The 17,778-nt window shown below is 71.6% G+C and carries 17 protein-coding genes; 1 reads left to right on the forward strand and 16 read right to left on the reverse strand.

The features are described from left to right. Nucleotides 1-82 precede the first annotated feature (82 nt). The 8 genes from pyrF to pyrR form a co-directional block, all read right to left on the reverse strand. A complete protein-coding gene (gene pyrF, locus ACGH52_RS07840) occupies nucleotides 83-928 on the reverse strand; it encodes an orotidine-5'-phosphate decarboxylase (RefSeq protein ID WP_399938338.1) in 846 nt (281 codons plus the stop codon). Further along, complete coding sequence (locus ACGH52_RS07845) at nucleotides 925-2,031, reverse strand: quinone-dependent dihydroorotate dehydrogenase (protein ID WP_059299515.1); 1,107 nt, start codon at nucleotides 2,029-2,031, stop codon at nucleotides 925-927. Before ACGH52_RS07845 ends, pyrF begins: the two co-directional genes overlap by 4 nt. A gap of 78 nt (nucleotides 2,032-2,109) precedes the next feature. Next, nucleotides 2,110-5,418, reverse strand: a complete 3,309-nt coding sequence (carB, locus tag ACGH52_RS07850) for a carbamoyl-phosphate synthase large subunit (RefSeq protein ID WP_399938340.1) — start codon at nucleotides 5,416-5,418, stop codon at nucleotides 2,110-2,112. Then, entirely contained in the window at nucleotides 5,411-6,553 is a 1,143-nt protein-coding gene (gene carA, locus ACGH52_RS07855; RefSeq protein ID WP_121702354.1) for a glutamine-hydrolyzing carbamoyl-phosphate synthase small subunit, read from the reverse strand. Before carA ends, carB begins: the two co-directional genes overlap by 8 nt. Next, nucleotides 6,550-7,125 (reverse strand): hypothetical protein, encoded by a 576-nt coding sequence (locus ACGH52_RS07860; protein WP_399938342.1) that lies wholly within the window; start codon nucleotides 7,123-7,125, stop codon nucleotides 6,550-6,552. The genes carA and ACGH52_RS07860 overlap by 4 nt, the downstream gene beginning before the upstream one ends. After that, nucleotides 7,122-8,408: a dihydroorotase gene (locus ACGH52_RS07865; protein WP_121702352.1), complete on the reverse strand. Its 1,287-nt coding sequence runs from the start codon at nucleotides 8,406-8,408 to the stop codon at nucleotides 7,122-7,124. The genes ACGH52_RS07860 and ACGH52_RS07865 overlap by 4 nt, the downstream gene beginning before the upstream one ends. Before the next feature lie 4 nt (nucleotides 8,409-8,412). Further along, nucleotides 8,413-9,393, reverse strand: a complete 981-nt coding sequence (locus ACGH52_RS07870; protein WP_121702351.1) for an aspartate carbamoyltransferase catalytic subunit — start codon at nucleotides 9,391-9,393, stop codon at nucleotides 8,413-8,415. 113 nt (nucleotides 9,394-9,506) lie between these two features. Then, entirely contained in the window at nucleotides 9,507-10,076 is a 570-nt protein-coding gene (gene pyrR, locus ACGH52_RS07875) for a bifunctional pyr operon transcriptional regulator/uracil phosphoribosyltransferase PyrR (protein ID WP_059299521.1), read from the reverse strand. A 297-nt stretch (nucleotides 10,077-10,373) separates the two neighbouring features. Between pyrR and bldD the strand changes: the two genes are divergently transcribed. Continuing rightward, entirely contained in the window at nucleotides 10,374-10,877 is a 504-nt protein-coding gene (gene bldD / locus ACGH52_RS07880; protein WP_007447547.1) for a transcriptional regulator BldD, read from the forward strand. A gap of 108 nt (nucleotides 10,878-10,985) precedes the next feature. Here the strand turns inward: bldD and nusB are convergent, their stop codons facing one another. The 8 genes from nusB to ACGH52_RS07920 all read right to left on the reverse strand — a co-directional run bounded on the left by nusB (nucleotide 10,986) and on the right by ACGH52_RS07920 (nucleotide 17,761). Beyond that, on the reverse strand, nucleotides 10,986-11,414 hold the full coding sequence (gene nusB / locus ACGH52_RS07885; RefSeq protein ID WP_121702350.1) for a transcription antitermination factor NusB: 429 nt from the start codon (nucleotides 11,412-11,414) through the stop codon (nucleotides 10,986-10,988). Between the two features lie 2 nt (nucleotides 11,415-11,416). Further along, the gene (gene efp, locus ACGH52_RS07890; protein ID WP_059299523.1) at nucleotides 11,417-11,983 is read right to left on the reverse strand and encodes an elongation factor P; all 567 of its coding nucleotides are present in this window, start codon (nucleotides 11,981-11,983) and stop codon (nucleotides 11,417-11,419) included. Nucleotides 11,984-12,046: 63 nt separating this feature from the next. Continuing rightward, nucleotides 12,047-13,153 carry an aminopeptidase P family protein gene (locus tag ACGH52_RS07895; protein ID WP_059299524.1) on the reverse strand — a complete coding sequence of 369 codons (1,107 nt, stop codon included), beginning with the start codon at nucleotides 13,151-13,153 and terminating at the stop codon, nucleotides 12,047-12,049. A gap of 190 nt (nucleotides 13,154-13,343) precedes the next feature. Next, nucleotides 13,344-14,240: a Pro-rich N-terminal domain-containing protein gene (locus ACGH52_RS07900; protein ID WP_210976485.1), complete on the reverse strand. Its 897-nt coding sequence runs from the start codon at nucleotides 14,238-14,240 to the stop codon at nucleotides 13,344-13,346. 167 nt (nucleotides 14,241-14,407) lie between these two features. Continuing rightward, entirely contained in the window at nucleotides 14,408-15,499 is a 1,092-nt protein-coding gene (gene aroB / locus ACGH52_RS07905) for a 3-dehydroquinate synthase (protein ID WP_059299526.1), read from the reverse strand. After that, nucleotides 15,496-16,011 carry a shikimate kinase gene (locus ACGH52_RS07910; RefSeq protein ID WP_059299527.1) on the reverse strand — a complete coding sequence of 172 codons (516 nt, stop codon included), beginning with the start codon at nucleotides 16,009-16,011 and terminating at the stop codon, nucleotides 15,496-15,498. The genes aroB and ACGH52_RS07910 overlap by 4 nt, the downstream gene beginning before the upstream one ends. Then, entirely contained in the window at nucleotides 16,008-17,192 is a 1,185-nt protein-coding gene (aroC, locus tag ACGH52_RS07915) for a chorismate synthase (RefSeq protein WP_059299528.1), read from the reverse strand. The genes ACGH52_RS07910 and aroC overlap by 4 nt, the downstream gene beginning before the upstream one ends. Before the next feature lie 197 nt (nucleotides 17,193-17,389). Continuing rightward, nucleotides 17,390-17,761: a hypothetical protein gene (locus ACGH52_RS07920; protein WP_076973489.1), complete on the reverse strand. Its 372-nt coding sequence runs from the start codon at nucleotides 17,759-17,761 to the stop codon at nucleotides 17,390-17,392. Between the last annotated feature and the right edge of the window lie 17 nt (nucleotides 17,762-17,778).

Raw genomic sequence — 17,778 nt, forward strand, 5'->3', positions numbered from 1 at the left:
GAACAGCGGAAAAGTCCTGGTCAGCCTCCGTCAGGACGGACATTTAGGACATACTCCCTCTGATTTGAGGATGTATCCAGAGTCAGGACGCCGTGACCGCGGTCCGGATCTCCCCCGCGAAACGGTCCGCGGCCCTCCGCAACGCGGCCACATCGGGACCGTGACGAAGGACACCCCGGCTGACGTTGGGCACCACGTCGCGCACCGCCGCGCCGAACACGCCCGGCAGGTCCGCGGGCGTGGCCCCCTGGGCGCCGATGCCCGGCGCCAGCAGCGGACCGTTGATGCGCAGGTCGTACGAAGACAGGTCGCCGAGGGTGGCACCGACCACCGCGCCGAAGGACCCCAGCGGCTCCTCCCCCGCGTTCTCGGCGGCCAGGTGCGCCAGCATGGTCGCCCCGACGCTGCGCCCGTCGACCCGCACCGCGTGCTGGACCTCGCCGCCCTCCGGGTTCGAGGTCAGCGCCAGCACGAACAGCCCCGCGCCGTTCTCGCGCGCCAGGTCGACGGCCGGCTTCAGGGAGCCGTAGCCGAGGTAGGGGGAGACGGTCAGCGCGTCCGAGAACAGCGGCGCGTCCTTGTGCAGGAACGACTCGGCGTACGCGGCCATGGTCGAGCCGATGTCGCCGCGCTTGGCGTCCATGACGATCAGCGCACCGGCCGCCCGCGCCTCCTGGACCGCCTTCTCCAGGACGGCGACGCCGCGCGAACCGAAGCGCTCGAAGAAGGCGCTCTGCGGCTTGAGGACGGCGACCCGGTCGGCCATCGCCTCCACGACGGTGCGGCTGAAGCGCTCCAGCCCTGCCACGTCGTCGTTCAGGCCCCACTCGGCGAGCAGCGAGGCGTGCGGGTCGATGCCGACGCACAGGGGACCGCGCTCGTCCATCGCGCGGCGCAGCCGGGCGCCGAAGGGCTCCATCACCGTCATGCGTGCTTCCTCACGTCGGCGCCGACCGCGTCGGCGAGGGTGGCGTACGGGCTCTGCCGCAGGCGCGCGGCGAGCCCCTTGTGGATGGCTCGGCCCCAGAAGGGGCCCTCGTAGATGAACGCGCTGTAGCCCTGGACCAGCGTGGCACCGGCCAGGATGCGCTCCCAGGCGTCCTCGGCGGTCTCGACGCCGCCGACGCCCACCAGGGTGATCCGGTCGCCCACGCGCGCGTAGAGGCGGCGCAGCACCTCCAGGGAGCGTGCCTTGAGGGGGGCACCGGACAGTCCGCCCGTCTCCCCGACGAGGGCGGGCGACGAGGTCAGTCCGAGGCCCTCGCGCGCGATGGTGGTGTTGGTGGCGATGATGCCGTCCAGGCCCAGCTCCACGGCCAGGTCGGCGACCGCGTCCACGTCCTCGTCGGCGAGGTCCGGCGCGATCTTGACCAGCAGCGGGACACGCCGGGCGGTCACCGCGCGGTCGGCGGCCTCGCGGACCGCGCTCAGCAGCGGGCGCAGCGCCTCGGTGGCCTGGAGGTTGCGCAGGCCGGGCGTGTTGGGCGAGGAGACGTTGACGACCAGGTAGTCGGCGTGCGGGGCCAGCCGCTCGGCGGACTTCACGTAGTCGCCGACGGCCTCCTCCTCCGGGACGACCTTCGTCTTGCCGATGTTGACGCCGACGACGGTCCGCAAGACGGGCGTACGGGACGCCAGCCGGGCCGCGACGGCCAGTGAGCCGTCGTTGTTGAAGCCCATGCGGTTGATCAGCGCCCGGTCGCCCACCAGGCGGAACAGCCGCTTCTTCGGGTTGCCGGGCTGGGGCTCGCCGGTGACGGTGCCGATCTCGACGTGGTCGAAGCCGAGCATCGCCATGCCGTCGATCGCGACCGCGTTCTTGTCGAAGCCCGCGGCGAGTCCGAAGGGGCCGTGCATGCGCAGGCCGAGGGCCTCGGTGCGCAGCTCCTTGTACCGGGGCGCGAGCGCGGCGGCGACGAAGGTGCGCAGGACGGGGACGCGCACGGCGAGGCGGATCCAGCGGAAGGCGAGGTGGTGGGCCTGCTCCGGGTCCATGCGGGAGAAGACGAGCTTGAAGAAGATCTTGTACATGTGTCCTCGTGAAGCCTCTGCGGTGCTCTGGGGCTCATGAAGAGGGGGACACCGTTTCCGGTGTCCCCCTCGGGGCTGCTAGTCGCGGGCGGCGATCAGGAATTCGGCGTGTTCCTGGAGTGAGCGCACTCCCACGTCGCCGTGGTTGAGGGCGTCGATGCCCTGCACCGCCGCCGCCAGCGCCTGGACCGTGGTCAGGCAGGGTACGGAGCGGGCCACGGCCGCCGTACGGATGTCGTAGCCGTCGAGGCGGCCGCCGGTGCCGTACGGGGTGTTGACGATGAGGTCGACCTCGCCGTCGTGGATCAGCTGGACGATGGTCTTCTCGCCGTTCGGGCCGGTGCCCTCGGACTGCTTGCGCACGACGGTGGCTTTGATGCCGTTGCGGCGCAGGACCTCGGCGGTGCCGGAGGTGGCCATCAGCTCGAAACCGTGGGCGACCAGCTCACGGGCCGGGAAGATCATCGAGCGCTTGTCGCGGTTGGCGACCGAGATGAAGGCGCGGCCCTTGGTGGGCAGCGGCCCGTACGCGCCCGCCTGCGACTTGGCGTACGCCGTGCCGAAGACGGAGTCGATGCCCATGACCTCGCCGGTGGAGCGCATCTCCGGGCCGAGCACGGTGTCGACGCCGCGGCCGTGGATGTCCCGGAAGCGGGACCACGGCATCACGGCCTCCTTGACGGAGATCGGCGCGTCCAGCGGCAGCTCGCCGCCGTCGCCGGTGGCCGGGAGCAGGCCCTCGGCCCGCAGTTCGGCGATGGTCGCGCCCAGCGAGATGCGGGCGGCGGCCTTGGCCAGCGGCACCGCGGTCGCCTTCGAGGTGAAGGGGACGGTGCGCGAGGCGCGCGGGTTGGCCTCCAGGACGTAGAGGATGTCCCCGGCCAGCGCGAACTGGATGTTGATCAGGCCGCGCACGCCGACGCCCTTGGCGATGCCCTCGGTGGAGGCGCGCAGCCGCTTGATGTCGAAGCCGCCCAGCGTGATCGGGGGCAGGGCGCACGCCGAGTCGCCGGAGTGGATGCCGGCCTCCTCGATGTGCTCCATGACACCGCCGAGGTACAGCTCCTCGCCGTCGTACAGGGCGTCGACGTCGATCTCGATCGCGTCGTCCAGGAAGCGGTCGACCAGGACCGGCCGGGACGGGCTGATCTCGGTCGACTCGGCGATGTACGCCTCCAGGCGGGTCTCGTCGTAGACGATCTCCATGCCGCGTCCGCCGAGGACGTAGGAGGGCCGCACCAGGACCGGGTAGCCGATCTCGTCGGCGATGGCCTTGGCCCCGGCGAAGGTGGTGGCGGTGCCGTGCTTGGGGGCGGGCAGGCCGGCCTCCGCGAGGACCCGGCCGAAGGCGCCGCGGTCCTCGGCGGCGTGGATGGCCTCGGGCGAGGTGCCGACGACCGGCACTCCGTTGTCCTTGAGCGCCTGGGACAGGCCCAGCGGGGTCTGGCCGCCGAGCTGGACGACCACGCCCGCGACCGGGCCCGCCTGCTGCTCCGCGTGGACGATCTCCAGGACGTCCTCCAGGGTGAGCGGCTCGAAGTACAGCCGGTCGGAGGTGTCGTAGTCGGTGGAGACGGTCTCGGGGTTGCAGTTGACCATCACGGTCTCGTACCCGGCGTCCGACAGCGCGAAGGAGGCGTGGACGCAGGAGTAGTCGAACTCGATGCCCTGGCCGATGCGGTTCGGACCGGAGCCCAGGATGATCACCGCGGGCTTCTCGCGCGGGGCGACCTCGCTCTCCTCGTCGTAGGAGGAGTAGAAGTACGGCGTCTTCGCGGCGAACTCGGCGGCGCAGGTGTCGACCGTCTTGTAGACCGGGCGGATGCCGAGCGCGTGCCGGACCTCGCGGACGACGTCCTCGCGCAGCCCGCGGATCTCGCCGACCTGCTGGTCGGAGAAGCCGTGCCGCTTGCCCTCCGCGAGCAGCTCACTCGTCAGCTCGGGCGCGGCGGCCAGCTCGTCGGCGATCTCCTTGATCAGGAAGAGCTGGTCGACGAACCAGGGGTCGATCTTCGTGTACTCGAAGACCTCCTCGGGCGTGGCGCCCGCGCGGATGGCCTGCATGACGGCGTTGATCCGGCCGTCGGTGGGCCGGACGGCCTCTTCGAGCAGAGCCTTCTTGTCGCCCGGCTCACCGACGAAGGTGAACTGGCTGCCCTTCTTCTCCAGCGAGCGCAGCGCCTTCTGGAAGGCCTCGGTGAAGTTGCGGCCGATGGCCATGGCCTCGCCGACCGACTTCATGGTGGTGGTGAGGGTGGAGTCGGCGCTCGGGAACTTCTCGAAGGCGAACCGGGGGGCCTTGACGACCACGTAGTCGAGGGTCGGCTCGAAGGAGGCCGGGGTCTCCTGCGTGATGTCGTTCGGGATCTCGTCGAGGGTGTAGCCCACGGCGAGCTTGGCGGCGATCTTGGCGATGGGGAAGCCGGTCGCCTTGGAGGCCAGCGCGGAGGAGCGGGACACGCGCGGGTTCATCTCGATCACGATGACGCGGCCGTCGGCCGGGTTCACCGCGAACTGGATGTTGCAGCCTCCGGTGTCGACGCCGACCTCGCGGATGATCGCGATGCCGACGTCGCGCAGAGTCTGGTACTCGCGGTCGGTGAGCGTCATGGCGGGCGCCACGGTGATCGAGTCGCCGGTGTGCACGCCCATCGGGTCGAAGTTCTCGATGGAGCAGACGACCACGACGTTGTCGTTCTTGTCGCGCATCAGCTCCAGCTCGTACTCCTTCCAGCCGAGGATGGACTCCTCCAGGAGCACCTCGGTGGTCGGCGAGAGGGTGAGGCCCTGCCCGGCGATGCGGCGCAGCTCCTCCTCGTCGTGGGCGAAGCCGGAACCGGCGCCGCCCATGGTGAAGGAGGGGCGGACGACGACGGGGTAGCCGCCGAGCGCGTCGACGCCCTTGAGGACGTCGTCCATGGAGTGGCAGATGTAGGACCGGGCGGACTCGCCGTGGCCGATCTTCTTGCGGACCTCCTCCACGACCTCCTTGAACAGGTCGCGGTCCTCGCCCTTGTTGATGGCCTCGACGTTGGCGCCGATCAGTTCGACGCCGTACTTCTCCAGGACGCCGTTGCCGTGCAGCGAGATGGCGGTGTTCAGGGCGGTCTGGCCGCCGAGGGTGGGCAGGAGCGCGTCGGGGCGCTCCTTGGCGATGATCTTCTCGACGAACTCGGGCGTGATCGGCTCGACGTAGGTGGCGTCGGCGATCTCCGGGTCGGTCATGATCGTCGCCGGGTTGGAGTTCACCAGGACGACGCGCAGGCCCTCGGCCTTGAGCACGCGGCACGCCTGGGTGCCGGAGTAGTCGAACTCGGCGGCCTGGCCGATGACGATCGGGCCGGAGCCGATGACCAGGACGGACTGGATATCGGTGCGCTTAGGCACGCTGGCCCTCCATGAGCTTCACGAAGCGGTCGAACAGGTAGGCGGCGTCGTGCGGACCGGCCGCCGCTTCGGGGTGGTACTGGACGCTGAAGGCCGGCCGGTCGAGGAGCTGGAGCCCCTCCACCACGTTGTCGTTGAGGCAGACGTGGGAGACCTCGGCGCGGCCGTAGGGGGTGTCGGAGACCTGGTCGAGCGGGGCGTCGACGGCGAATCCGTGGTTGTGCGCGGTGACCTCGACCTTGCCGGTCGTACGGTCCTGCACGGGCTGGTTGATGCCGCGGTGGCCGTACTTCAGCTTGAAGGTGCCGAATCCGAGCGCGCGGCCCAGGATCTGGTTGCCGAAGCAGATGCCGAAGAGCGGGGTGCCGCGTTCCAGGACGCCCCGCATGACGGAGACCGGGTGGTCGGCGGTGGCGGGGTCGCCGGGGCCGTTGGAGAAGAACACGCCGTCGGGCTCCACGGCGTAGACGTCGTCGACGCTCGCCGTGGCGGGCAGGACGTGCACCTCGATGCCGCGCTCGGCCATGCGGTGCGGGGTCATGCCCTTGATGCCGAGGTCGACGGCGGCGACGGTGAACTTCTTCTCCCCGATCGCCGGGACGACGTAGGCCTCGGTGGTGGCGACCTCGGCGGACAGGTCGGCGCCGCTCATCTCGGGCGCCTGGCGGACCTCGGTGAGCATGGTGCCCTCGTCGGGGAGTGCCTGGCCGGAGAAGATGCCGACGCGCATGGCGCCGCGCTCGCGCAGGTGGCGGGTGAGGGCGCGGGTGTCGATGCCGGAGATGCCGACGACGCCCTGGGCGGCCAGCTCCTCGTCGAGGGAGCGCGTGGAGCGCCAGTTGGAGGGCACGCGCGCGGGGTCGCGCACGACGTAGCCGGAGACCCAGATCTTCTTGGACTCCATGTCCTCGTCGTTGATCCCGGTGTTCCCGACGTGCGGGGCGGTCATGACGACCACCTGGCGGTGGTACGACGGGTCGGTGAGGGTCTCCTGGTAGCCGGTCATGCCGGTGGAGAACACGGCTTCGCCGAAGGTGGCCCCCACGGCCCCGTAGGCACGGCCGCGGAAGATCCGGCCGTCCTCCAGGACGAGTACGGCGGGAGTCCGGTGGGCTCCCCTGCTGGAGGTCGTCATCGTGCGCCTTCCGTTTCCGTCTTGTTGATCATGTCGTTCAGGGTGTCGACCCAGGTGTTGTGCTCGGCCGCGTGGTCGGAGCGGAAGCCGGAGTCGATCAGCTTGTCGCCGTGGGCCCAGGTGACGACCAGCAGGCCGCCCTCGGTGAGGACCTTGCCGGCGATGCCCTTGTCGAGACGGGCCTCGCGCAGCGCGGCGACGGGGACGAAGAAGTCGGCGGCGCCGGGGCGTACGACGTCCAGTCCCGCGTCCGTCAGGGTCAGCTCGACCCGGCTGCGGGTGCCCAGGCCGTGCGCGACGATGCGGTCCAGCCACTGACTGGCGGTGGTGGAACCGTGGTAGCGGCCGCTCAGCACCAGTTTCGCCGCGCCCGGGTCGTCCGGCGCGCTGGGCAGCTCGGGGAGGTCGCCCTGGAGCGTGCCGCGCCACTTCCAGCCCTCGCGCATCAGCCAGTAGACGAGCGCGACGAAGAGGCCGAGGCCGACGACCCAGCCGACGCGGGCGGCCCAGTCGGTCACTTCCGCCGATTCCTTCTCGGCGGCCAGCAGGATTACCGGTGCTACAGATGTCACGTGAGCTTCCCGTCGACGAGCGTGGCCTTGCCCCGCAGCCACGTGTGCGTCACACGGCCCGGCAGCTCACGACCCTCGTAGGGGGTGTTGCGACTGCGCGAGGCGAAGCCCGCGGGGTCCACCTGGCCACGGTATGCCTCCTCGACGAGGGTGAGGTTGGCGGGCTCACCAGCCGAGACGGGACGGCCGTGGCCGGTGGCCTGTCCGATCTGCGCGGGCTTGAAGGACATCCGGTCGGCGACGCCGGCCCAGTCCAGCAGGCCCGTGTCCACCATGGTCGCCTGCACCACCGACAGCGCGGTCTCCAGGCCCACCATCCCCATGGCGGCGGCGGCCCACTCGCAGTCCTTGTCCTCGTGCGGGTGCGGGGCGTGGTCGGTGGCGACGATGTCGATCGTGCCGTCGGCGAGCGCCTCGCGCAGGGCCATCACGTCGCGCTCGGTGCGCAGCGGCGGGTTGACCTTGTAGACCGGGTTGTACGACCGGACCAGCTCGTCGGTGAGGAGGAGGTGGTGCGGGGTGACCTCGGCGGTGACGTCGATGCCGCGGGACTTGGCCCAGCGGACGATCTCGACGGACCCGGCGGTCGACAGGTGGCAGATGTGGACGCGGGAGCCGACGTGCTCGGCGAGCAGCACGTCCCGGGCGATGATCGACTCCTCGGCGACGGCGGGCCAGCCGCCCAGGCCCAGCTCGGCGGAGACGACGCCCTCGTTCATCTGGGCGCCCTCGGTGAGCCGGGGCTCCTGGGCGTGCTGGGCGACGACGCCGCCGAAGGCCTTCACGTACTCCAGGGCGCGGCGCATGATCACGGCGTCGTGCACGCACTTGCCGTCGTCGGAGAAGACGGTGACACCGGCCGCGGACTCGTGCATGGCGCCCAGCTCGGCGAGCTTGGCGCCCTCCAGGCCGACGGTGACGGCGCCGATGGGCTGCACGTCGCAGTAGCCGGACTCCTGGCCGAGCCGCCAGACCTGCTCGACGACGCCGGCGGTGTCGGCGACGGGGAAGGTGTTGGCCATGGCGAAGACGCTGGTGTAGCCGCCGCTCGCGGCCGCGCGGGTGCCGGTCAGCACGGTCTCGGAGTCCTCGCGGCCGGGCTCGCGCAGGTGGGTGTGCAGGTCGACCAGGCCGGGCAGCAGCACCTTGCCGTCCGCCTCGACGACCTCCGCGCCCTCGTCGGACAGATTCCGGCCGACCGCCTCGATGACAGTGCCGTCGATCAGCACGTCCTGCGGCTCGCCGCCGAGCACCTTCGCACCGCGGATCAGGGTCTTGCTCATCTTCTTACTTCTCCTCGGTGGGGCGGGCGTGGGACACGGCGGGCTCGTTGCCGCCGAGCAGCAGGTAGAGGACGGCCATCCGGATGGAGACGCCGTTGGTGACCTGCTCGACGACGGTGCAGCGGTCGGAGTCGGCGACCTCGGCGGTGATCTCCATGCCGCGCACCATCGGGCCGGGGTGCATCACGATGGCGTGGTCGGGCATCCGCGCCATGCGGTCGCCGTCGAGGCCGTAGCGGCGGGAGTACTCGCGCTCGGTGGGGAAGAACGCGGCGTTCATCCGCTCGCGCTGCACGCGCAGCAGCATCACCGCGTCGGACTTGGGCAGTGTGGAGTCGAGGTCGTAGGAGACCTCGCAGGGCCAGGTCTCGACGCCGACCGGCAGCAGGGTGGGCGGGGCGACGAGGGTGACCTCGGCGCCGAGGGTGTGCAGCAGGTCGACGTTGGAGCGGGCGACCCGGCTGTGCAGGATGTCGCCGACGAGCGTGATCCGGCGGCCGTCCAGGTCCTTGCCGAGCCCGGCGTCGCGGCCGACCAGGCGGCGGCGCATGGTGAAGGCGTCGAGCAGGGCCTGGGTGGGGTGCTGGTGGGTGCCGTCCCCGGCGTTGACCACGGCGGCGTCGATCCAGCCGGAGGTGGCCAGGCGGTAGGGGGCGCCGGAGGCGCTGTGCCGGATGACGACGGCGTCGACGCCCATCGCCTCCAGGGTCTGGGCGGTGTCCTTGAGGGACTCGCCCTTGGAGACGCTGGAACCCTTGGCGGTGAAGTTGATGACGTCCGCGGACAGGCGCTTCTCGGCGGCCTCGAAGGAGATCCGGGTCCGGGTGGAGTCCTCGAAGAAGAGGTTCACGACGGTACGGCCGCGCAGGGTGGGCAGTTTCTTGATCGGCCGGTCCGCGACCCGGGCCATCTCCTCGGCGGTGTCGAGGATGAGGACGGCGTCGTCGCGGGTGAGGTCGGCGGCCGAGATGAGATGACGCTGCATCTGTCAGGCTCCGTAGGGCGATTCATGCGGAAGAGCGGGATAATTCGGGCGGCCGGGCGCGTGCGGGGGCGCGCCGAGCAGGCGTACGGCACGGACGGGCGCGTACGCGGGTGCTAGGGGTGGGCGCCCGGGGCGTCCGGCTTGGCACCGAGCAGCACGGTGTCGCGACCGTCCTCCTCGGCGAGCTGGACCTTGACCGTCTCCCGCAGCGACGTCGGGAGGTTCTTGCCGACGTAGTCGGCGCGGATGGGCAGTTCGCGGTGGCCGCGGTCGACCAGGACGGCGAGCTGCACCGCGCGCGGGCGGCCGATGTCGTTGAGCGCGTCGAGGGCGGCGCGGATGGTGCGGCCGGAGAAGAGCACGTCGTCGACGAGCACGACCAGGCGGCCGTCGATGCCGTCGCCGGGGATCTCGGTGCGGGCCAGGGCGCGCGGCGGGTGCATGCGCAGGTCGTCGCGGTACATGGTGATGTCGAGCGAGCCGACCGGCATTTTGCGCTCGGTGATCTGCTCCAGTTTGTCGGCGAGCCGCCGGGCGAGGAAGACGCCCCGGGTCGGAATGCCGAGGAGCACCACGTCGTCGGCGCCCTTGGCGCGTTCGACGATCTCGTGGGCGATGCGGGTCAGTACCCGCGCGATGTCGGGCCCTTCAAGGACGGGCCGGGCATCCTGCTGCTTGTCCATACGAAACGGACCCCCTTCTCCGCCTCACGGGACGGACTTTAAAGGACGTCGGATATGCGCCACCTACGGTAGCAGGCCCACAGAACATCGCAGGAGGCCCCCCTGACACTCCCCCGTCACCCTTCTGCCGCACCCCGATCACCCGGTCGGAGTAACGGATCGCGAATACCACGGAAGAGTCGGTGCGGACCATTCGGCTTGACGCAGCAGAGTAACGCTGCGTAACCTCACAGTGAGTTACCAGCCGCGCGGCCGACAACACAGCCTGCCGCGTCGACACCTTGTCCGGGGAGCCATATGTCCAGCGAATACGCCAAACAGCTCGGGGCCAAGCTCCGGGCCATCCGCACCCAGCAGGGCCTTTCCCTCCACGGTGTCGAGGAGAAGTCCCAGGGCCGCTGGAAGGCCGTCGTGGTCGGTTCGTACGAGCGCGGCGACCGTGCCGTGACCGTGCAGCGCCTCGCCGAGCTGGCGGACTTCTACGGCGTTCCCGTGCAGGAGCTGCTGCCGGGCACCACCCCGGGCGGGGCCGCCGAGCCGCCGCCGAAGCTGGTCCTCGACCTGGAGCGCCTGGCCACCGTGCCGGCCGAGAAGGCGGGCCCGCTCCAGCGGTACGCGGCCACGATCCAGTCGCAGCGCGGTGACTACAACGGCAAGGTGCTCTCGATCCGCCAGGACGACCTGCGCACACTCGCCGTCATCTACGACCAGTCGCCCTCGGTCCTCACCGAGCAGCTGATCAGCTGGGGCGTCCTGGACGCGGACGCGCGCCGCGCGGTGGCGTCCCACGAGGAGCTCTGAGCCTCGCCCACCTCAGCAGAAACGTGCCGCCGGGGTGGCCGGAACCTTTCGGTTCCGGCCACCCCGGCGGTTTCTTGCGTGTGTGCGGCGCGGGCACGGCTCGTGTGGCTACTCCCGGCGCAGCGAGGGCTTGAGTTCCTTCAGCCGGCCGAGCAGCCCGTTGATGAACGCGGGCGACTCGTCGGTGGAGAACTCCTTCGCCAGCTGCACCATCTCGTCCAGGACGACGGCGTCCGGGGTCGCGTCGACCCAGAGCAGCTCGTACGCACCCAGGCGCAGGATGTTGCGGTCGACGACCGGCATGCGGTCCAGCGTCCAGTCGACCGAGTACTGGGCGATCAGCTCGTCGATGCGCCTGGCGCGCTCGGCGTAGCCCTCGACCAGCTCCATCGTGTACTCGCTGACCGGCGGCTGCCGGGTGTCGGACCGGGAGTGCCGGACCCAGTCGGCGAGCACCGTCAGGACGTCGGCGCCGCGCTGATCGCCCTCGAAGAGGATCTGGAAGGCGCGCTTGCGGGCCGTGTTGCGAGCAGCCACGGTTAGCTGTTCACCCGGCCGAGGTAGTCACTCGTGCGGGTGTCGACCTTGATCTTCTCACCGGTGGTGATGAAGAGCGGGACGTTGATCTGGTGACCGGTCTCCAGGGTGGCGGGCTTGGTGCCGCCGGTGGAGCGGTCGCCCTGGACGCCCGGCTCGGTCTCCTGGACGGTCAGCTCGACGGCGGCCGGCAGCTCGACGAAGAGCACCTCGCCCTCGTGCTGCGCGACGGTGGCCTCGAAGCCCTCGATCAGGAAGTTGGCGGCGTCGCCGACGACCTTGCGGTCGACCATCAGCTGGTCGTACGTCTCCATGTCCATGAAGACGAAGTAGTCGCCGTCCATGTACGAGAACTGCATGTCACGCTTGTCGACAGTGGCCGTCTCGACCTTGACGCCGGCGTTGAAGGTCTTGTCGACCACCTTGCCGGAAAGCACGTTCTTGAGCTTGGTGCGCACGAAGGCCGGGCCCTTGCCGGGCTTGACGTGCTGGAACTCGACGACGGACCAGAGCTGGCCGCCTTCGAGCTTGAGCACCAGGCCGTTCTTGAGGTCGTTCGTGGAAGCCACGGTTGCGGAATCTCCTGGACTGGACTGACGTGGACGACCCGGGAGCGTACGCACAGCGCGAGGCTAGAGCGCGAGCAGCTCCTTGGTCGTGATGGTGAGTAGCTCGGGTCCGCCGTCCGCCTCGGGGCGCACGACGAGCGTGTCATCGATCCGGACCCCGCCCCGGCCCGGGAGGTGGACCCCCGGTTCGACGGTGACCGGCACACAAGCGTCCAGTTTACCCATGGCCGCGGGGGCCAATTGAGGGTCCTCGTCGATTTCGAGTCCGACACCGTGCCCGGTGAGTGCCGGGAGGTGCTCCGCGTACCCCGCCGAGTCCAGTGCCTGGCGGGCCGCGCGGTCCACGTCACGGCAGGCGGCGCCGGGTGCGAGGGCCTCGCGTCCGGCCCGCTGGGCGGCGAAGACGAGGTCGTACAGCTCGATCTGCCAGTCGGCCGGAGAGGTGCCGATGACGAACGTGCGGCCGATCTCGCAGCGGTATCCGCGGTACGTCGCGCCCAGGCACACGGAGAGGAAGTCGCCCTCCTCCACCCGGCGGTCGGTGGGCCGGTGGCCGCGGCGTCCCGAGTTCGGTCCGGTGCCGACGGAGGTGGGGAAGGCGGGGCCGTCGGCGCCGTGGTCGACGAGGCGGCGTTCCAGCTCCAGGGCGAGGTGCCGCTCGGTGCGGCCGACCAGGATGGACTCCAGCAGCTCGCCGAGGGCCTGGTCGGCGATCTCGGCGCCGATGCGCAGGCAGGAGATCTCCTCCTCGTCCTTGACCACCCGGAGCTGTTCGACGGCCTGTCCGAGGTCGGTCAGGCGCAGCGTCGGCGCGACCGAGCGCATGGCACGGTGCCGGACCACGGTGAGGTGGTGGTCCTCCGTGGCGAGCGACTCGGCGCCCTGGTCCGCGGCGAGGCCGGTGGCCGTGACGGCCGGATCACCGCCGGGGCCGGGCAGGGTGCGGACCGGAAGCGACTCGTCGGGCCGGCCCTCGGTCGGCCGGTCGTCCGGTGGGCCCGGGCGGACCAGCAGGTCCTCGGTCCTGCCGAGCAGGAGCACGGCCCCGTGCGGGGCGGCGCCCGCGAGATAGCGCACGTTGGCGGGCCGGGAGACGAGCGCCGCCGCGCTGCCGCCCGCGTTGCAGCGTTCCCGTAGGCGCGTCCGGCGGGCCGCGTAGACCTCTGACATGAGCCGAGCGTATGGCTCCGCCGGGTGGTGTGCCGCTTGGGTGGGCCGAGTGGGCGGGGCCGGGGGACGCGGGGTGCGCCAAGTGGGGTGGGGGCTTGCTGTTGTGTGGCGTGTGACCGGCCGGTGGGGGCTGGTCGCGCCCCCGCGGCGGAGCCGCATGTCGATACAGCCCCGCGCCCCTTCGGGGCGCTTACCAGGTGGGTGGGCTGGCTATCGAGCGGGAGAGGACCTCGTCCAGGAGGTGGGCGGTTTCCGGGATGTCCAGTTGGGAGTTGTCGATGATGGGGAGGCCCGAGCCGTACCAGCCGGCCATGCGGCCGTGGATGCGGGCGACCTCCTCGTCGGTGAGGCGTCGGTTGCCGCTGCGCTCGGCGTTGCGCTCCAGGACGATGTCCAGGCCCGGCAGGAGCACGACCGGGAGCAGGCCGGGGCCGACGTGCCGCTTCCAGCCGCCGAGGCCGACGACCGGGCGGTCCGGGAAGACCGCGTCGTCGAGGATGCAGGAGATGCCGTTGGCGAGGAAGTTGCGCGCGGAGAAGCCGCAGGTGCGGCGGGCGAGGCGGTACTGCGCCTCCGAGTGCTCGTTCCACCCGGTCTGGGGGTCGGCGAAGCCGGAGCGGACCCATTCGCGCACGTCGTCGAGGCTGATGTGCGCGGTGGGGACCCGGCGGTGGTCCGCCCAGTACTTGGCCACGCTGGTCTTGCCCGCGCCCGCGGGGCCGATGAGCAGCACCGCGAGGGTGGCCGAGGTGGGGTCGGGCGCGGCGGCGGTGGCGTGGGGCACGCTGGGCACGGCCACCGGACCGCCGGGCGGCAGCGGCACATGCCCGGTGGTGTCCGGCGGGGGCGGCACGGGAGCCGGCTGATGGGGTGCCGGGGCGGGGGCCGGCGGGTGCGGCGCCGGGCCGGGGCCCGGGTGCGGGGCCGGCGCCTGCCGCGGCGCCGTGGGGTACCCCGGCGCGGCAGGCGGTACGGGGGCGGGTCCCTGGGGCGGGCCAGGGTGGTGTGCGGCCGGGGACCAGCCGAGGGCCGGTCCGTGCCCCGGCTGGTGGGGCGGCGGCAGCGGAGAACCCACTGGGTGCTGCATCCGGTGCCACTCCGTCTCGTACAGGCGATGGGCGCTGACGGCGGGAAGGGGGCCCGCCGTCTTGCTACCGAACGGTACCGCCCCCGGCCGTCGTTTGGTGAACGGCCGGGGGCGGCTCGAAGTGCCCGTCCCGCACGGCGAATCGGGCGGAACGACGCACCGGGGTACTACTCGCCCACCTCGCCGTAGGCGGCGAGGAGGACGGCCGGGTCGGGGCCCTCCAGGACGGTGGGCTTGGCGAGGCCGTCCAGGACGATGAAGCGCAGCACGTCGCCGCGCGACTTCTTGTCGACCTTCATGTTCTCGACCAGCTTGGGCCACTGGTCGTGGCGGTAGTGCAGCGGGAGGCCGACCGCTTCGAGGATGGAGCGGTGGCGGTCGGCGGTGGCGTCGTCCAGGCGGCCCGCGAGGCGGCCGAGTTCGGCTGCGAAGTGCATGCCGACGGAGACGGCGGCGCCGTGGCGCCACTTGTAGCGCTCGTTCTTCTCGATGGCGTGGCCGAGGGTGTGGCCGTAGTTGAGGATCTCCCTGAGGCCCGCTTCCTTGAGGTCGGACGAGACGACCTCGGCCTTGACCTTGATGGAACGCACGATCAGCTCGGCGGTGTGCGGTCCGGCCGGGGTGCGCGCGGCCTGCGGGTCGGACTCGATCAGGTCCAGGATCGCGGGGTCGGCGATGAAGCCGGCCTTGATGACCTCGGCGAGGCCCGAGACGTAGTCGTTGACCGGAAGGGAGTCCAGGGCGGCGAGGTCGCACAGGACACCGGCCGGCGGGTGGAAGGCGCCGACGAGGTTCTTGCCCTCGGCGGTGTTGATGCCGGTCTTGCCGCCCACGGCCGCGTCCACCATGGCCAGCACGGTGGTGGGGACGGCGATCCAGCGCACCCCGCGCAGCCAGGTCGCGGCCACGAATCCGGCCAGGTCGGTGCTGGCACCGCCGCCGACCCCGACGATGACGTCGGTGCGCGTGAACCCGGACTGGCCGAGCGCCTTCCAGCAGTAGGCGGCGACCTCGGCGGTCTTGGCCTCCTCGGCGTTGGGCACCTGGATGGCGATCGCCTCGTAGCCCTGCTCGGCGAGGTCGGCGCGCAGCGCGTCACCGGTCTCGGCGAGCGCCTCGGGGTGGATCACCGCGACCCGCTTTGCCTTGGCACCGATCAGGCCGCCCAGCTCGCCCAGGAGCTGACGGCCCACCAGGACCTCGTAGGGGTCGGACCCCGCGGTGCCGCCGACCTGGATCCGGGTGACTGCTTCGCTCATGCTTCTTTCCACTCCACTGCGTCCAGGGCGGCTCGGGTGACTTCTTCCGGCGTGCGGCCGTCCGTGGCCACGACGGCCGTGGCGACCTCCTCGTAGAGATGCCGACGGGCCTCCATCAGCTCGCGCCACTGCTTGCGCGGGTTGACCGCGAGCAGCGGGCGCGCCGCGTTCAGGCCGGTGCGCTTGACGGCCTCCTCGACGTCCATCGAGAGGTAGACGACCCGCTGTCCGGTGAGCAGCGCCCGCGTGTCGGCGTCGAGGATCGCGCCGCCGCCGAGGGCGAGAACGCCGTCGTGCTCGGCGAGCGCGCTGCGCACGGCCTCCTTCTCCAGGGCCCGGAAGGCGGCCTCGCCCTCCTCCACGAAGATCTCGGCGATGGTCCGTCCCTGGGCGGTGACGATGTCCTCGTCCGTGTCCCGGTAGCCCGCGCCCAGGCGCTCGGCGAGCAGCTGCCCGACGGTGGACTTGCCGACCCCCATCGGTCCGACCAGGACGATCAGCGGCGCGCTCATCGGATGGCCAGGTTGTCGAGGTAGGAGGTGACGTTGCGGCGGGTCTCGGTCACACTGTCGCCGCCGAACTTCTCCGCCACCGCGTCGGCGAGGACCAGGGCCACCATGGCCTCGGCGACGATTCCGGCGGCGGGGACCGCGGACACGTCGGAGCGCTGGTGGTGGGCCTGCGCGGCCTCGCCGGTGGTCACGTCCACGGTCTTCAGGGCGCGCGGCACGGTCGCGATCGGCTTCATCGCGGCGCGCACCCGCAGCAGCTCACCGGTGGTGAGGCCGCCCTCGGTGCCGCCGGAGCGGCCGGAGACCCGGCGGATGCCGTCGGGCGTGCTCACGATCTCGTCGTGGGCCTGGGAACCGGGCACGCGGGCCAGCTCGAAGCCGTCGCCGATCTCGACGCCCTTGATCGCCTGGATGCCCATGAGGGCACCCGCGAGCCGCGCGTCGAGCTTGCGGTCCCAGTGGACGTGCGAGCCGAGGCCCACCGGCACGTCGTAGGCGAGGATCTCGACGACGCCGCCGAGCGTGTCGCCGTCCTTGTGGGCCTGGTCGATCTCGGCGACCATCGCCTTCGACGCGTCCGCGTCCAGGCAGCGCACCGGGTCGGCGTCCAGCCTCTCCACGTCGGCCGGCGTCGGGTACACCCCGTGCGGCGCCTTCGCCGAGGCCAGCTCGACGACATGGCTGACGATCTCGATGCCGGTCGTCTCCTTGAGGTACGACCGAGCCACCGCGCCCAGCGCGACCCGGGCCGCCGTCTCCCGGGCCGAGGCGCGCTCCAGGATCGGCCGGGCCTCGTCGAAGCCGTACTTCTGCATGCCGGCGAGGTCCGCGTGGCCGGGGCGCGGCCGGGTCAGCGGGGCGTTGCGCGCGAGGCCGGCCAGCACCTCCGGGTCCACCGGGTCGGCCGCCATGACCTGCTCCCACTTGGGCCACTCGGTGTTGCCGACCATGACGGCGACCGGGGAGCCCATGGTCAGACCGTGCCGGACGCCGCCGAGGAAGGTGACCTCGTCGCGCTCGAACTTCATCCGCGCACCGCGTCCGTAGCCGAGCCGCCGCCTCGCCAGGTGGTCCGCCACCATCTCGGTGGTGATCGGCACGCCGGCGGGCAGTCCCTCCAGCGTCGCGACGAGTGCGGGACCGTGGGACTCCCCCGCGGTCAGCCAGCGCAACCTGCTCAACGGTGCTCCTCAATGCTCGCGCCCCGGTATGCCCCGCGTACGTGTCTGCTCCGCGTACGCGACGGTCCGACCGGGTGCGCGGCCCCGGTCCGCCGCCTCCGATCCTCCCACGTCCGGCCGCCGGACCAGGTCGCCGGTCCATGTGCCGGACGCCCGGACGGACGCGGGCGCGGACGCGCGGGCACACCCGGGCGGCGTCAGACGGGTCGGTTGCCCTGCTGCGGCGGGGCGTAGGAACCGAGGAAGTCGGCCCCGCTCTCCTGCCGCCGCGCCGGAGCGTAGGGGCCGAGGAAGTCGGCCCCGCTGCTCTGCGCCTGCCGCGCCGGAGCGTAGGGCCCGAGGTGGTCGGCGCCGGTGCCCTGGTCCGGCCGCGCCGCCCCGGGCAGCGCCTGGCCCGCGCGACGCGCGCGCCGCCGGGCGATCCCGCGCCGCACCTTGACCACCCAGCTCGCGACGACGGCGAGCACGATCAGGGCGAGCACCGTGATCTGCACCCAGTCGGGCAGGAAGCCCAGGACGGCCTCGAAGATCTGGCTCTTGGCCGAGGCCAGCGGCACACCTGTGTACATGGAACGTCTTCCCCTCC

This window comes from Streptomyces sp. BBFR25 (assembly GCF_044590125.1).
GTDB lineage: Bacteria > Actinomycetota > Actinomycetes > Streptomycetales > Streptomycetaceae > Streptomyces > Streptomyces canus_D.

Bases quoted from the DNA above. Each gene is read 5' to 3' on its own strand.
- pyrR (WP_059299521.1), bottom strand. From the start codon at position 10,076: ATGGACAAGCAGCAGGATGCCCGGCCCGTCCTTGAAGGGCCCGACATC.
- aroB (WP_059299526.1), bottom strand. From the start codon at position 15,499: ATGAGCGAAGCAGTCACCCGGATCCAGGTCGGCGGCACCGCGGGGTCC.
- ACGH52_RS07900 (WP_210976485.1), bottom strand. From the start codon at position 14,240: ATGCAGCACCCAGTGGGTTCTCCGCTGCCGCCGCCCCACCAGCCGGGG.
- ACGH52_RS07895 (WP_059299524.1), bottom strand. From the start codon at position 13,153: ATGTCAGAGGTCTACGCGGCCCGCCGGACGCGCCTACGGGAACGCTGC.
- ACGH52_RS07920 (WP_076973489.1), bottom strand. From the start codon at position 17,761: ATGTACACAGGTGTGCCGCTGGCCTCGGCCAAGAGCCAGATCTTCGAG.
- ACGH52_RS07865 (WP_121702352.1), bottom strand. From the start codon at position 8,408: ATGAGCAAGACCCTGATCCGCGGTGCGAAGGTGCTCGGCGGCGAGCCG.
- ACGH52_RS07870 (WP_121702351.1), bottom strand. From the start codon at position 9,393: ATGCAGCGTCATCTCATCTCGGCCGCCGACCTCACCCGCGACGACGCC.
- bldD (WP_007447547.1), top strand. From the start codon at position 10,374: ATGTCCAGCGAATACGCCAAACAGCTCGGGGCCAAGCTCCGGGCCATC.
- ACGH52_RS07910 (WP_059299527.1), bottom strand. From the start codon at position 16,011: ATGAGCGCGCCGCTGATCGTCCTGGTCGGACCGATGGGGGTCGGCAAG.
- ACGH52_RS07845 (WP_059299515.1), bottom strand. From the start codon at position 2,031: ATGTACAAGATCTTCTTCAAGCTCGTCTTCTCCCGCATGGACCCGGAG.
- pyrF (WP_399938338.1), bottom strand. From the start codon at position 928: ATGACGGTGATGGAGCCCTTCGGCGCCCGGCTGCGCCGCGCGATGGAC.
- carA (WP_121702354.1), bottom strand. From the start codon at position 6,553: ATGACGACCTCCAGCAGGGGAGCCCACCGGACTCCCGCCGTACTCGTC.